This is a genomic window from Dinghuibacter sp., from assembly GCF_035492835.1.
In the GTDB taxonomy this organism is placed as follows: Bacteria; Bacteroidota; Bacteroidia; order Chitinophagales; family Chitinophagaceae; genus Dinghuibacter.
The window spans coordinates 1-14,849 of sequence record NZ_DATJIY010000095.1 but is presented as its reverse complement, the minus strand read 5'-3'; the positions used below and the strand labels follow the sequence as shown (position 1 = coordinate 14,849).

Genomic DNA, 14,849 nt, shown 5'->3' with positions numbered 1-14,849 from the left:
GGAATCCCCATGGATATAGTATCGATCATACTAGGAGTAGTAGGTCTTGCCGCCGGAGTCATCGCCGGAAAATTCATTTTCGCCAAAAACACCCAAAAACAAGTCGAAGAAGCTGACCAACAGGCACAAAAGATTATCTCGGACGCCAAGAATAACGCCGAAACCATAAAAAGGGAAAAACAACTGGAAGCCAAGGAGAAGTTTGTACAGCTAAAGGCCGAGCACGATAAGGAGGTCCTCCAGCGCAACCAGAAGGTATCGGAAGCGGAAAACCGGATCAGGCAAAAGGAACAAGGTCTCGACCAAAAGACCGGGGCCCTGGACAAACAGATTAAGGAGAACGAGGCGATCAAGGAAAACCTCAACAAGCAAATAGAGGTCGTGAGCCACAAGCGTTCCGAGCTCGAGAAGCACCAGGAGGAGCACATCCGCCGGTTGGAAAAGATCGCCGCCCTGACCGCCGAGGAAGCAAAGGCCCAGCTCGTCGAGTCCCTCAAGCACGAGGCCCAGACCCAGGCCCTTTCCCTGCAACAGGAAATCATCGACGAAGCCAAGCAAAAGGCCAATAAAGAAGCCCGTAAGATCATCATCCAGACCATCCAGCGGACGGCCGCGGAACAGACGATCGAAAACGCCATCACGGTCTTCAACCTGGAAACCGACGAGATCAAGGGACAGATCATCGGCCGCGAAGGCCGGAACATCCGCGCCATCGAGGCCGCGACCGGGGTGGACCTGATCGTGGACGACACGCCCGAAGCGATCGTCCTGTCCTCTTTCGACCCCCTCCGCCGGGAAATCGCCCGTTTGTCGCTCCAGCGCCTGGTCACCGACGGTCGTATTCACCCCGCCCGTATCGAGGAAGTGGTTGAAAAAACCCGCAAACAGATTGAAGAACAGGTCATGGAGATCGGGGAACGCACGGTCATCGAGCTGGGTATCCACGGGCTGCACAAGGAGCTGGTCCGGATCGTGGGGAAAATGCGCTTCCGTTCCTCCTATGGCCAAAACCTGCTGATGCACAGCCGGGAGGTTGCCAACCTTTGCTCTATTATGGCCTCGGAATTGGGAATGAACCCCAAGCTCGCCAAACGCGCCGGTCTGCTCCACGACATCGGTAAGGTACCCGACGAAGAAACCGAGCTGAGCCACGCTCTGCTGGGCGCCCGGCTCGCCGAAAAATACGGGGAAAACCCCGCCGTGGTCAACGCCATCGGCGCTCACCACGACGAAATGGAGATGCAATACGTCATCTCTCCGATCGTCCAGGCCTGTGATGCCATCAGCGGCGCCCGTCCCGGCGCCCGCCGCGAAATCATGCAGCAATACCTGCAGCGCATCAAGGACCTCGAAAACCTGGCCTTGGGCTACACCGGGGTCGAAAAGGCCTACGCCATCCAGGCCGGCCGGGAACTGCGCGTGATCGTGGAAGCGGACAAGATCAGCGATGGCGATAGCGACAAGCTTTCCTTCGAGATAGCCCAGAAGATCCAAACGGAAATGACCTACCCCGGCCAAATCAAAGTGACCGTCATCCGGGAAAAAAGAGCGGTGAATGTCGCGAGATAACAATTTTTTTACTACCTTTGCACTCCTTAAATTTTTGAATCCATGAACGCCGTAGCATTTGTCCACGAGCAACTGACCCCCAAAAAGGAGTTCCCGAGTTTCAAGGCCGGGGACAACGTTACCGTGAACTATAAGATCATAGAAGGTAATAAGGAGCGTATCCAGAGCTTCAAGGGCGACGTGATCAAGCGTCAGGGCACCGGCTTTACCGCATCCTTTACCGTCCGTAAGATTTCCGATGGCGTAGGCGTTGAAAGGCTGTTCCCCATCTATTCGCCCAATATCGAATCCATCCTCGTACACAAGGTAGGCAAGGTCCGCCGGGCCAAGCTCTTCTACCAGCGCGAACGGAGCGGTAAGAGCGCCCGTATCAGGGAAAAGCGCAAAGTATAAGCTGCTAGAACCCAAAGCATTTAGCAAATTAATGGGTTTCCTGTTATTTTGTATTTACCTTTAGGTCTTACATCTAAAAAGAAAAACCATGGGCGATTTATTTACAGGACCTCATATGATCCTGATCATGTTGGTAATCCTCCTGTTGTTTGGAGGTAAGAAGATCCCCGAATTGATGCGTGGTCTGGGACGGGGGATCCGGGAATTCAAAGATGCGAAGGACAATGTGCGCCGGGAATTTGAAGACCACCTGCGTGACGAGCCTGTAAAGAATACGACTCCCGCAGCGCCCGCCGCCCCGAAGTCCATTGATACTCCCTCCAACTGATCCATACAGTTAAAAAGAATTAGCGAGGCCCCGCATCAAATGCGGGGCTTTGTTTTATTTGCAATAATTTTACCCCTCAGTTTGGTTTCATGAAGTTATTTAGCAACAAGCGAAATGTCGATGGTGCAGAAATGTCCTTTATCGAGCACCTGGAGGCACTGAGAGGTCATCTTTTCAAATCCGCCGTCGCGGTCGCCATCGGGGCGATCATCGTAGCGATATACAGCGACTTTATCTTCCGTCATATCCTGATGGGCCCCGCCCATGCGGATTTCTTCACCTATAATTTCCTCTGCAAGGCCAGCCAGCGCCTCGGGCTCGGATCGAAACTCTGTTTGGCCGGTTCGACGGTCAAGTTTCAAAGCAATACGGTATCCGGGCAGTTCGGCGTTTATTTCAACGTAATCCTGCTGGGTGGGTTCATACTGGCTTTCCCGTACGTATTCTGGCAGTTCTGGCTGTTTTTCCGGCCCGCGCTCACGCCCAAGGAGCTAAAAAGCACCCGGGGCGTTATTTTCTGGGTATCGTCGCTGTTCTTCCTGGGCGTTCTTTTCGGCTACTTCGTCATTGCGCCATATACCATCAGTTTTTTCTCGAAGTTCAAGCTGGACGACACCATCGAAAACCTATGGACGATCAACAGCTACTTCGGCACCGTCGTGCCCATTATCCTGGGCGCCGGCCTTGCCTTCCAGCTGCCGCTCGTATTGTACTTCCTGGCCAAGGCAGGCGTCGTGAGCTCCGCATTCCTGAAGCGTAGCCGCAAATACGCGATCGTCATCATGCTGGTCATCTCGGGGATCATCACGCCGCCGGATATGCTCAGCCAGATCGTATGCTGCATTCCGTTGATCATCCTTTATGAGGTAGGGGTCCTGCTCACCAAAAAGGTCGAGCGTCAGGAGGCCCGACAGGAAGTGGCCGAATGGAGCTAACGCGACCCGATAAATTATGTTCACTTTCACGACCATAGAACGTTACCAGGACTACCTGCTGGACAACCCCGAGGGATGCGTGCAGGCGGTCCGTTATTACCTCGACCGGATCAAGACCCATGCTTCGCTCAACGCCTACCTGGAAGTTTTTGCCGACGAAGCGGAAGCCCGGGCACGGGAGCTGGATGCGAAAAGAGCCGCCGGAGAACCCCCAAAGAAGCTGCACGGTGTGGTCATCGCTCTCAAGGACGTGATTGCCTACAAGGGGCATACCTTATCAGCCGGCTCGAAGATGCTGGAGGGCTTTACCTCCCTTTACAACGCCACGGTCGTGGACCGGCTCCTGGAGGAGGACGCCATCATCATCGGGCGGAACAACTGCGACGAGTTCGCCATGGGTTCCACCAATGAGAATTCGGCGTATGGACCGGTCCGGAACGCCGTCGGTGACAACATGGTCCCCGGGGGCTCTTCCGGAGGTTCCGCCGTGGCCGTACAAGCCGATTTGTGTATGTTGAGCCTCGGAACCGACACCGGGGGGTCTGTCCGGCAACCGGCCGATTTCTGTGGTATCATAGGCATGAAACCAACGTATGGGGCCATTTCCCGCTACGGCGTGGTCGCATATGCCTCCAGTTTTGACCAAATTGGCATTTTTGGCAAGGTTGTTGAAGACGTTGCGCGGGTTTTGGCCGTTATCAGCGGCCCGGATGATTATGACAGCACCGCTTTAGGTAATAAGCTGGAAATCAATATTCCTACCCCATCATCCAATATCCGTCGCCCGAGGGTGGCGTATTTCCGGGAAGCGATCATGCATCCCAGCCTTGACCCTGAAATCCAAAATACCCTACTGAAGTTCATTGACATGTTGCAACACGACGGAGCGGTCGTGGAGGCGGTACCATTCGACTACCTGGACTTTATCGTCCCGGCGTACTATGTGCTGACCACCGCGGAGGCTTCATCAAACCTTTCCCGGTACGACGGGGTCAAGTACGGTCACAGGAGCCGGACCCCGCAACCTTCCCTGGACGGCTTTTACAAGGCCAACCGAAGCGAAGGATTCGGACGGGAAGTGCAAAGGCGGATCCTATTGGGCACCTTCGTATTGAGCGCCGGGCACTACGACGCCTATTTCACGAAGGCACAACAGGTACGTCAATTGTTGGTGGACAAAACTAACGAGGTATTCCAGCGATATGATGCCCTCCTTCTTCCCACGGCGCCAACAACGGCATTCCCGTTGGGCTCCAAAACAGATGATCCTATCGCGCTATATCTAGCCGATATCTATACCGTTTTTGCCAACCTTGCCGGTTTACCCGGGATTTCCCTCCCCCTCTTCCGGCACTCCAACGGTCTCCCGTTTGGGGTCCAGGTTTTAGCCGATCGAGCCTCCGATTCCGATTTGTTGCAATTGTCTTTCAATTGGTTATTGCGTTACAAGGTCTAAACCTTGCAAGTATGAGAATTTATTTGTATGTTTGACCGCTTGTTTCGGTATTATATGGCTTAAAACTTGGATAATGGTACGTATTGCATCGCTATGGGTAAGTGGCATGATATCGTGTACGATGAGCGTGGCTGGTCCTGTTGGTAACCAACAAAATCCGTCCCTTTCACCCGTCAAGAGCGTTAAAGATTCGCTCATTGCCGGGACATCCGCTACCCCAGCATCCGACCCCTATGGGTTCAAACCTTTACTGGCAGACAATGCCAGCGCGGCAACCGCCGCCGCCCCGGCTGTTAACTCCGCGGCGCACTCCCTGACCTACACCGCCCAGGCGCACGCGCTGGTGGCTGGTTATCAAAGGGAATTTATCCGATCTGACAAGGAGAAGCTCACCAGCATGAAGAACTGGGGCGCCCCCTACTTCGCACGGATCGAGAAAATCCTGTCAGACCACAACGTCCCCAAACAGCTCGAATACCTCGCGGTCATCGAGTCGGAGCTAAAACACTCCGCCACGTCCCGCGTCGGCGCTAAAGGGTACTGGCAATTTATGCCGGAGACGGCGCGGCTCTATGGGCTGACCGTCAATAAGCACCGGGACGACCGGACCGACCTCGAAAAGAGCACCCGGGCGGCCGCGCGCTACCTCCAGGACATGTACGACGAGCTCCACGACTGGCTGCTGGTCATCGCTGCCTATGACGGGGGTACAAACCGCATACACAGCGCCATCCGGAAGGCCGGAAGCAGCAATTTCTTCGACCTGCAGTATTATCTGCCGGCGGAGTGCCGCAACCACGTAAAGCGCTTTATCGCCACCAACTTCTATATGGAAGAGGTCCCGGCGGGTCCGGACCTTCTGCCTGGCGGCGAAAAGGAGCTGGAAACGGCCCTGAGCGAGCAGGACCTGGAAAATACGGAGGTCCAGACCATCACCGGTCACTTTACCGCCGCTGCGATTGCCCGGCACCTGGCTGTTCCCTTGCCGGAGTTCGTCCGGTTGAACCCGAATTTCGACCAGCAGCTCGCGGGTGCGGAAGAATGTTATAACCTCCGTCTCCCCCGGGATAAGATGGCCATGTTCAATGACGAGAAGGCCGCCATCCTCAATGAGTCCGTAAGGGCCCTGCTGAACGAGGACGAGGAAGATAAAAAATAACCGGTGGTCAACCGACGCGGTTCCGACCGCGCCGCCGCCCGGCCGTGAAACGAAACAAGCACGGTCGTTCGGCACCCCCGGTTCAAGGATACTCAGAAGCGCTGGAGAAGACATTCTCCAGCGTTTTTTTTATGGCCCCCGCCTTGAGCAGGCACTCCTCGTATTCCCGGACGGGGTCCGCCGCCGCCGTGATGGCCGACCCTACCGAAAAGGAAAGATACCGCCGGTCGCGGTTGTACAATATGCTGCGGATTACGACGGCGAAGTCGAAATCCCCGGACGGGTCGATATACCCGACCGCCCCCGAATACAAACCCCTCCGGGTCCGTTCATACCGTTCGATGAGCTCCATCACGCGGCGTTTGGGCGCCCCGGTCATGGACCCCATCGGGAAGGCCGCTGTCAGGGCATCCACCCATTTCCGTCCCGGTTCAAGCGTCCCTTCCACGGAGGAAATCATCTGGTACACCTGCGGGAAGGGATAAATGCCAAACAGCTCGGATACGTGCACGCTCCCTTCCGCGCTGACGCGGGAAAGGTCGTTGCGGACCAGGTCCACGACCATCACATTCTCGCTCCGTTCCTTGGGACTGGTGAGCAGGTCTTCTTTCAGCTTCCGGTCCGCCGCGGGATCTTCCGGCCGCCGTGCCGCCGTACCTTTGATCGGCTGTGACAACAAATGACCGCCCCGCTTCTGCAAATAGCGCTCCGGGCTGGCGCCGAGAAGGAAATGGTTGCCGAAGGCATAATAGGCCGCGTGCGGCTGGGGAGACACCGCATCCAGGGCGCGGTAGACCTCCAATGGGTCGATGACCGTATTTTCCAGGAAAAACTCCTGGCAAAAGGTTACTTCGTAGCAGTCGCCCCGATGGATATGCTCTTGCAGGCGGCCGACGGTCTCCAGGTAGTCTTTGCGGGTAAAACGGGCCCCGAGGGGCAGTGGCCCTGCGGACCGCCGGGCGGGCCTGGGGGTCCCCCGGGCGGGGTTGGCCGCTTCGGCCTGTATCGCCGCCCAAATCGCCTCCGGCGACTCCCCTGGCGGAACGCCGATGCGCATCTCCGCCGCGCTCATCACGAACACGTAACGCGGCACGAAAAACCGCAAGTCCGGGAACCCAAGCCCGTCCGGCAACCCCGACGACAACCCTTCGGTCTCGTTCTTGAGGTCATACCCCAGGTGCCCAAAAACCCAGTCCTTATGATACCGGTGAAAAATCTCCAGCGCGGAAAACGCCCCCCCGGCGCCTACCGAAAGGGACGCGAGCTCCCCCGCCCCCGCCAGGCATTCGAAACGGCCCCCGGGCATGGCGTAGCCATGATTGTCCAGAAAACAACAACTGCTGAACCGGTTGACCCAGTTCAGCAGCTTTTGTTTACAATGACCGATATTGTCTACGGAAAAAGTAGCGAATATCCGTTTAGAAGTCATCCTCTTCTTCTTCGAAACCGGAGTCGTTGAAGAGGTCCAGGTCCTTGAAGTCGTCGTCGAACTTGAAGTCGTCGTCGTCTTCACCCTTGGACTTACCCGCGCCACCACCGCCCCCGGATGTACCTGAGGTCGGCCCTTTTTTCGTCTTGGATTTGGGCATATCGAACTCCTCGAAGTCAGGATCGTAGTCGTCCTCTTCGTCCGCCTTTTCCCAGTCGTCCTCTTCCTCCTCCAGGTCTTCGTCGTCATCCTCGTCGTCTTCCGATTTAGACTTGGCAGCGGATTTGGTGGCCGCCTTTTTCTTGGGCGTCGTCTCCTCGTCCTGGTCCAGGTCATCGTCGTCCTCGTCCTCGTCATCCTCTTTTGCCTTCGGTTTGGGCACAGCCTTTTTCGAGGCTTCGGGAGCAGCGCTTTTCACTTTCTTTTCAGGGCTCTTTTTGTCCTTATCAGATTTTGCAGCCATAGTCTAACAGGATTGTCTTTGTAAAATTTCTTCGATTTTTTTAATGGTCCAAATTTTTTTTAGCCCTTTCGATAACCCGCAACCATTAAGGGACGGATATGATTTGATCCCTTCCGGGACCGTTGGAAATATACTTGATTTTCGCGCCAACTGCACCGTCAATATACTGAATATATGAATGCAGAGCACCCGGCAAAGATGTAAAATCTTTCGAATTTTCGATAGAGGAATTCCACCCTTTTATTTTGGTATATATGGGTTGAATATCCATCCGGGTCATCTGGAAGGGGATGTAGTCCAGGTCCTTTCCCCCGACGGAATATTTCTCGCAAGCATAAATGTCTGTGAACGGGTCGAGTACGTCCGTTTTAGTCATGACAAGCTGCGTCACGCCATTGACCATGCACGCGAACCGCAGCGCCACCAGGTCGATCCAGCCGCAGCGGCGGGGCCGGCCCGTCGTCGCGCCAAACTCGTTGCCCAATTTACGCAACTCTTCACCCGTCTCGTCCAACAGCTCGGTAGGGAACGGCCCACCGCCGACCCTTGTACAGTAGGCCTTTGTAACCCCGATCACGTCCCGGATGGTCTGCGGAGCCACACCCAGGCCGGTACAGACGCCGGCGGATATCGTGTTGGAAGAAGTGACAAACGGGAACGTCCCGAAGTCGACGTCGAGCATGCTGCCCTGTGCGCCCTCTGCCAGGATGCGCTGTCCTTTACGGATACGCTCGTTGATAAAGTACTCCCCCGGGACGATATTCAGCTGTTTGAGGAATTCCACGGCATCGAAGAACTCTTCTTCCCACTCCGAAATGTCTTCGTTGAAATTGAAGGAATCCAGCATCTTCTGATGTTTCAGCCGGAGCTTGATGTATTGGGTCGTGAAGGATTTGTCGAGCAGGTCGCCGACCCGGAGGCCATTCCGGCCGGTCTTGTCCATATAGGCCGGGCCTATCCCCTTGAGGGTGGAACCGATTTTGTCGTTCCCCTTGGACTGCTCGCTGGCTTTGTCCAATGCGCGGTGGGTGGGTAAAATAAGGTGGGTGCGCTCGCTGATAAACAGGTTTTTGCGGACATCGATGCCAAATTCCGCCACTTTCGCGCACTCTCTGCGCAGGGTGACGGGGTCGAGGACCACGCCGCTCCCGATCAGGTTGACCGTTTTCTCATGGAAAACCCCGGAAGGTATCTGGTGGAGCACCACCTTCCTGTCGCCCACGTACAAGGTATGGCCCGCGTTGGGGCCGCCCTGGAAGCGAGCGATCACGTCGTATTGGGGTGCAAAATAGTCGACAATCTTACCTTTTCCTTCGTCGCCCCACTGGAGGCCCAGGATTACATCAACCATGTTAGAATTTATTGAACGAAGGGGCAAAACTCGCCCGATCATGCGAATGGCCCAAATTTTTTTTGCGCCGCCGCACAGCGGCGCGCACGGCGGCCCGTCACGCGGATTCCGCGTCGTACCGCTCGACGGACTGGATACCGGTCAGCGCCTTCAACCGGATGACCAGCTCGTCCAGCTCTTCCTTGTCATGTACGTACAAGCGTATGTTTCCCCGGAAAATACCTTCCTCGGCCTCGATGGTCAGGGCGCTGATATTGATCCGCATTTCCCCGGAGATGAGGTTGGTGATCTTGTTGATGACACCCACGTCGTCCAGGCCGATGATGCGTATACCGGTAAGGAACGATATCTCCTTGTTCTTGGCCCACTTGGTCTTGACCACCCGGTGGCCATAGTGCGACAGCAGCCGGGCCGCATTGGGACAATTGGTGCGGTGGATCTTCAGCCCTTCGGTGGCGGTGATAAAACCAAACACGTCGTCACCCGGTATGGGTTTGCAGCAGTTGGCCAGCGTATAAAGGATTTTGTCGCTGCTTTCCCCGAATATGATGAGCTCCGAATCCTTGCCGCCGGGCGTCTTGTCCTGCGGGACCAGCGGCTCCACGGGCTTTACCGGGCGGGGCGGCTCCAGGCGGTCTCCGATGATCTGGAATTCCTTAAGCTCCTTCAGGTCGATCGTCTTGATGGCGATCTTGTAAAAGAGGTCGAGCTGGGACTGGGTCTTGTAAAAATTCACCAGCTCGTCCACGTTGTGCACGTTGAAGGCCACGCCCATCTGCTCCAGCTTGCGTTGCAGGAGGTACTTGCCTTCGTCGGCGATCTTCCGTTTTTCTTCCTTGAGGCTGTCTTTGATCTTCGACTTGGCCTTGGCGGTTACGACGATGTTCAGCCAATCCTCGTTGGGCCGCTGTTTGGACGACGTGATGATCTCGATCTGGTCCCCGCTGCGGAGCTTGTGCCCGATGGGTACCAATTTATGGTTCACTTTGGCGCCGATACAGCGGCTCCCGATATCGGAGTGGACCGAAAAGGCAAAGTCCAGCGCCGTTGCGCCCTTCGGGAGCATTTTGACGTCCCCTTTGGGGGTATATACGTAGATCTCTTCGGTGAGGAACGACGTCTTGAATTCCTGGAGGAAGTCTATGGAATTGGTGTCCTGGTTGCCGAGCACCTCCCGGATCTGCGCAAACCATTGGTCGAAGCGGCTTTCATCGGTGGCGCCTTCCTTGTACTTGTAGTGGGCGGCCAGCCCCTTTTCCGCGATCTCGTTCATCCGCCGCGTCCGGATCTGCACTTCCACCCATTTCCCCAGAGGGCCCATGACGGTCGTGTGCAGGGCCTCGTATCCGTTGCTCTTGGGGTTGCTCAACCAGTCCCTCAGGCGCTCCGGGGAAGGGTTGTACATGTCCGTAATCAGGGAATATACCCGCCAGCATTCCTCTTTTTCCCGCTCGACGGGCGGATTGAGGATGATCCGGATGGCAAAGAGATCGTATACCTCGTCAAAGGATACGTCCTTTTTCCGCATCTTGTTCCAGATCGAGTGGATCGATTTGGGCCGGCCATGGATGTCGAAATCGGTTATGTTGGCCGCCTCCAGCCTTTCCCGGATGGGCCGTATGAATTCGTTGATATACCGGGTGCGCTCCCGCTTGGTCTCCGACAACTTTCGGGCGATCTCGCGGTAGGTGTCGGGCTCCAGGTACTTCATCGAGAGGTCTTCCATCTCGGTCTTTATGGCATAGAGACCCATGCGGTGGGCGAGCGGCGCATAGACGTATACCGTTTCGGAAGCGATCTTCAGTTGTTTCTCCCGCTTCATCGAATCCAGGGTCCGCATATTATGAAGCCGGTCGGCGAGCTTGATGAGGATGACCCGGGGGTCATCGGTCAGCGTCAGCAGTATCTTTTTAAAGTTCTCCGCCTGCTGGGTCGTATTGTTGTCGACGACGTTCGATATCTTGGTCAGCCCGTCGATGATGCGGGCCACTTCGCTGCCGAATTCGCGTTCCACGTCTTCCAGCGTGACGTCCGTGTCTTCCACGGTGTCGTGGAGCAGGGCGCAGATCGAAGAGCGGACACCCAGGCCGATCTCTTCCACGCAGATCATGGCGACGGCCAGGGGATGGGTAATATAAGGCTCGCCGCTTTTACGGCGCATCGTCTTGTGCGCCTCGGCGGCCATTTCGAACGCGTGACGGACCAGTTCCTTGTCACCCTTTTTGAGCTTGGTCTTCAACGCCCTCAAGAGTGCCCTGTACTGACGGATGATCTCCTTCCTCTCCTGCGCCTCGGTCAGGTTATATTTGGGTATCGCGGCAATGCTGTCCATACTTCATCAAATTTACTTAATATTCGGGTACTTGCCGGAAACGCACTTTTGTATTACCTTGCACGCATACCCCTATATCTTCCTGTGCAAAAATCCTGTTACCCTTTTGACAAGGGATGACATCCCATTGCTTACCTGAAAGATCGCTTACAAAAACTGACACAAAATGACCAGACTGCTCTGTTTAGTGATGGGGGTATTTTCCGTTCTGTCCTGTACATACGCCCAATCGCACATCGGGATCGAAGGCGAGGGACTCGCCTGTAACCTCCCGGGTAACGCCACCGGCGGCCCGTCCGACATCCTCGGCCAGCAACGCGCCCCGCGCCTGGCCTGCGGGGGCGGCGTATGGGCTGACTTTCGCATGAGTGATTACCTTGATTTTCAACCACATATAGACCTGACTCCGAAGGGCGCCGCCTTATACAAGGGCAGCGCGCAAGAGGGCTATTTTCACGCTACATACCTGGAGGTCCCCCTTCGGCTGATGTACCGGGTTCCCGTGGGTTATGACGACTTCTTTATCGGTGGCGGCGTTTATGGCGCGGTCGGCGTAAAGGGCATGTACCGTTCCAGGATCGATTCCAGCGGCGCCACAGCCACACCCATGTATTCCGGCGATATACACTTCAGCACCCTGCATTCTCCCAACGGGCTATACCTCTCCCCCTGGGACGCCGGATACACCGCCACCGCATCCTACCAGTTTTCGTTTGGGCTGGTTGTCCACCTGGAGTATAGCCGCGGCCTGGTCAACATATGCCCGCAGGGCGACGGCTGTCTGCACAACCAGGCGCTTTCCCTCGGTATCGGGTATCTTTTTCACTACAATACCCGCGATTGATGTATTTTTGTCCGCCTCGGACGCGCGGCCACCACCGCGCACGAATTTTTAAGCGGATGTGGCGAAACTGGCAGACGCGTCAGACTTAGGATCTGATGCCGCAAGGCTTGGGGGTTCGAGTCCCTTCATCCGCACCAGGCGTCCTTTGGGCGCCTTTTTTTATACCGGCCTGCGCGAATGGGAGACGTGCTCCCCTGGTTTAAAGAACCGACGCCAGGCTGTCCCGGTATACCGGGTTCTCCGTAAACCCGCTATGGCCCTGTCCATGCAATAGGATCAGCCGGTCTCCCGGCTTGAGCAAAGGCTTTAGTTTATAGGAATGTGACAAAGGGATCACCCGGTCGCTGTCTCCATGAAAAATGACGACGGGGGCCCGGACCCGGGGCAGATAGGTATATGTCCGCAACGGATATTTCAACAAAAAAGTGGGAAACGAAAACGCCAACCAGGACGGCACGTAATGCGCCGCGAGGTCGCGGATGCTGTAGTAGGGCGCCTGGAGGATGAGCTGCCGGGGGTGGTTCCGCGCAGCCACCCAAGTCGCCGGGCCGGTGCCGATGGAGTAGCCCAGCACTACCACGGAGTCCTCGTGATACCACGTCCGCACACTGTCGTAAGCCGTTTGGACGTCCGCGAGCAGTTGCCGCTCGGAGCTGATGTGACCTTCGCTGTGACCATAGCCTCTATAGTCCAGGAAAAAGACATCGTAATTGAGGTCGGTATATACGTGTGCGATGCCGCCAAGCTCACCGAGATTTTCGCTGTTGCCGTGCAAAAAGAATATGACGCCCCGGGAAGAGTCCGCCCGGAAAAGCAGCCCGTCCAGACGGTCGCCGTCCGGGGTGACGATAAAATGTTCCGCAAAACGGCCGGGGAAACGCCAGCTGCCCCCCGCCGGGAGGGCGCGCGCGCGAAAGATCATCCGCTCCTGGGTGAAATAGTACCCGACGCACCCCAGCGCATACAGCACAAGAATTACTCCCACTGTCCAAAGGACTATTTTCCGCAGAAAGGCGTACATACCTCAAGTTCCTCAAAATATCGTACCTTTGTGCCCCAGTTTTAAAAAATATGGCTACAATTACGCGAGAAAATATCGGTTTGTTGAATGACAAACTGACCGTCAGGGTGGAAAAGGAAGACTATCTTTCTTCTTTTGAAAAAACCCTCAAACAATACAGCAAGTCCGCCAACATACCCGGTTTCCGCAAGGGCATGGTCCCGGCGGGGGTAATCAAGCGGATGCACGGACCCGCGATTTTCAAGGACGAGGTGGTCAAGACCGTCGAAAAGGAACTCGGCCGTTATATGACCGAAGAAAAGCCCGAAATCTTCGCCCAGCCGCTGCCGTTGGAAATCGACGCGCCCCGGCTGGACATGAACCAGCCCGCGGAATACACCTTCCAGTTCGAAATCGGGCTCAAACCGAACCCGGCGATAGACCTGGGGAAGATCAAGGCGACCCGTTACGAGATCGACGTCACCGACGAGATGATCCAAACCGAAGTGGACAGGCTGCGTAACCGTTTTGGCAAGGTCGTCGACAAGGAAGAATCCGATACCGACGAAGACATCCTGAACCTGACCTTCGTGGAAAGCGATGCCGAAGGGAATCCGCTGGAAGGCGCTCCCACCAAGGAAATTCCGCTGACCGTAAAATACTTCAAGGACCCCGCCACGGCGCTCGGCAAAAAGCCGGGTGACAAGATAGTCGTTCAGCTTGGCAACGCCTTCGACGACAAGGAGCAGGAATTCCTCGTCAAGGACCTCAACCTGGACCCCCACGACCCGGCGGAATTGGAACGCTACTGGGCGCTGACCGTTACCAAGGTCGGACGCCTCGAGAAACGCGACCTGGGCGAAGACTTCTATAACGAGGTCTACCCCGGTCAGGGCATCACCACCGAGACCGCCCTCCGGGAAAAAATCGCCTCCGAGATCCGCCTCTACTGGGAACGCCAGACCCGCGATTTCCTGCACCACGAGCTCTACCACCAGCTCCTCGACAAAACCCAGTTCGAACTGCCGGAAGCGTTCCTGAAGCGCTGGCTGCAGGTTGGCGGTGAAAAGCCCAAGTCGGCCGAAGAGGTGGAAGAAGAATTCCCCACTTTCAAGTCGCAGCTCCGCTGGACCCTCATCAGCGACCACCTGATCCGCGAGAACCACCTCGACGTAACGCCGGAAGAACTGCGCGAATATATGCGCCAACAAGTCCTCGGCTATTTCGGCCAGATGAACCTCGGCGACGGCAACATGGAATGGATCGACAGCTACGTCGACCGGATGACCAAGGACGAGCAGCAGGTCGAGAGCGCCTACCGGCGTATCGTAACCGAAAAGATGTTCAACTGGGCCGAAGGCGAGGTGTCCCTCACCCCCAAGACCATCGGCCTCGAAGAATTCTCCGAGATGCAGCACGCGCACAGCCACGAGCACTAAGATTTCCCTCTCAAGACCTTCATACGGGCGGCCAAATTTTGGTCGCCCTTTTTTTCACCCGCCGCGCGCCTCGCCTCGCCTTCGCACGCCTGCGCCATGCCCCTTCGCGCCAGCAACTGAAGCCTGGAGTGAAGGACGGAGGGGTGGGGGG

13 protein-coding genes and 1 tRNA gene are annotated in these 14,849 nt (G+C 56.2%); 9 read left to right on the top strand and 5 right to left on the bottom strand.

Going from position 1 to position 14,849, the window contains the following annotated elements; genetic code table 11:
• Positions 1-9: 9 nt before the first annotated feature.
• The 6 genes from rny to VL547_RS09015 all read left to right on the top strand — a co-directional run bounded on the left by rny (position 10) and on the right by VL547_RS09015 (position 5,840).
• Positions 10-1,569, top strand: a complete 1,560-nt coding sequence (gene rny / locus VL547_RS09040) for a ribonuclease Y (RefSeq protein ID WP_325577333.1) — start codon at positions 10-12, stop codon at positions 1,567-1,569.
• A 42-nt stretch (positions 1,570-1,611) separates the two neighbouring features.
• Positions 1,612-1,962: a 50S ribosomal protein L19 gene (gene rplS / locus VL547_RS09035; RefSeq protein WP_325577332.1), complete on the top strand. Its 351-nt coding sequence runs from the start codon at positions 1,612-1,614 to the stop codon at positions 1,960-1,962.
• A gap of 88 nt (positions 1,963-2,050) precedes the next feature.
• Positions 2,051-2,290, top strand: coding sequence for a twin-arginine translocase TatA/TatE family subunit (locus VL547_RS09030; RefSeq protein WP_325577331.1), 240 nt, complete (start codon positions 2,051-2,053; stop codon positions 2,288-2,290).
• Positions 2,291-2,379: 89 nt separating this feature from the next.
• Positions 2,380-3,225: a twin-arginine translocase subunit TatC gene (tatC, locus tag VL547_RS09025; protein WP_325577330.1), complete on the top strand. Its 846-nt coding sequence runs from the start codon at positions 2,380-2,382 to the stop codon at positions 3,223-3,225.
• Positions 3,226-3,241: 16 nt separating this feature from the next.
• Entirely contained in the window at positions 3,242-4,681 is a 1,440-nt protein-coding gene (gene gatA / locus VL547_RS09020; protein ID WP_325577329.1) for an Asp-tRNA(Asn)/Glu-tRNA(Gln) amidotransferase subunit GatA, read from the top strand.
• Between the two features lie 73 nt (positions 4,682-4,754).
• A complete protein-coding gene (locus VL547_RS09015; protein ID WP_325577328.1) occupies positions 4,755-5,840 on the top strand; it encodes a lytic transglycosylase domain-containing protein in 1,086 nt (361 codons plus the stop codon).
• 82 nt (positions 5,841-5,922) lie between these two features.
• On the opposite strand, the gene VL547_RS09010 is transcribed toward VL547_RS09015, so the two are convergent.
• The 4 genes from VL547_RS09010 to VL547_RS08995 all read right to left on the bottom strand — a co-directional run bounded on the left by VL547_RS09010 (position 5,923) and on the right by VL547_RS08995 (position 11,415).
• Positions 5,923-7,269 (bottom strand): anthranilate synthase component I family protein, encoded by a 1,347-nt coding sequence (locus VL547_RS09010; protein WP_325577327.1) that lies wholly within the window; start codon positions 7,267-7,269, stop codon positions 5,923-5,925.
• Entirely contained in the window at positions 7,259-7,732 is a 474-nt protein-coding gene (locus VL547_RS09005) for a hypothetical protein (RefSeq protein ID WP_325577326.1), read from the bottom strand. The genes VL547_RS09010 and VL547_RS09005 overlap by 11 nt, the downstream gene beginning before the upstream one ends.
• 85 nt (positions 7,733-7,817) lie before the next feature.
• Entirely contained in the window at positions 7,818-9,083 is a 1,266-nt protein-coding gene (locus VL547_RS09000; RefSeq protein WP_325577325.1) for an adenylosuccinate synthase, read from the bottom strand.
• A gap of 97 nt (positions 9,084-9,180) precedes the next feature.
• On the bottom strand, positions 9,181-11,415 hold the full coding sequence (locus VL547_RS08995; RefSeq protein ID WP_325577324.1) for a bifunctional (p)ppGpp synthetase/guanosine-3',5'-bis(diphosphate) 3'-pyrophosphohydrolase: 2,235 nt from the start codon (positions 11,413-11,415) through the stop codon (positions 9,181-9,183).
• A 166-nt stretch (positions 11,416-11,581) separates the two neighbouring features.
• Here VL547_RS08995 and VL547_RS08990 point away from each other — a divergent pair, with 166 nt between their 5' ends.
• Positions 11,582-12,259 carry a hypothetical protein gene (locus VL547_RS08990; RefSeq protein WP_325577323.1) on the top strand — a complete coding sequence of 226 codons (678 nt, stop codon included), beginning with the start codon at positions 11,582-11,584 and terminating at the stop codon, positions 12,257-12,259.
• Positions 12,260-12,311: 52 nt separating this feature from the next.
• Positions 12,312-12,396: transfer RNA gene (locus VL547_RS08985), tRNA-Leu, on the top strand.
• 62 nt (positions 12,397-12,458) lie between these two features.
• Here VL547_RS08985 and VL547_RS08980 read toward each other — a convergent pair.
• Entirely contained in the window at positions 12,459-13,244 is a 786-nt protein-coding gene (locus VL547_RS08980; RefSeq protein ID WP_325577322.1) for an alpha/beta hydrolase, read from the bottom strand.
• Between the two features lie 86 nt (positions 13,245-13,330).
• Between VL547_RS08980 and VL547_RS08975 the strand changes: the two genes are divergently transcribed.
• Positions 13,331-14,698, top strand: a complete 1,368-nt coding sequence (locus tag VL547_RS08975) for a trigger factor (protein ID WP_325577321.1) — start codon at positions 13,331-13,333, stop codon at positions 14,696-14,698.
• Positions 14,699-14,849: the final 151 nt, after the last annotated feature.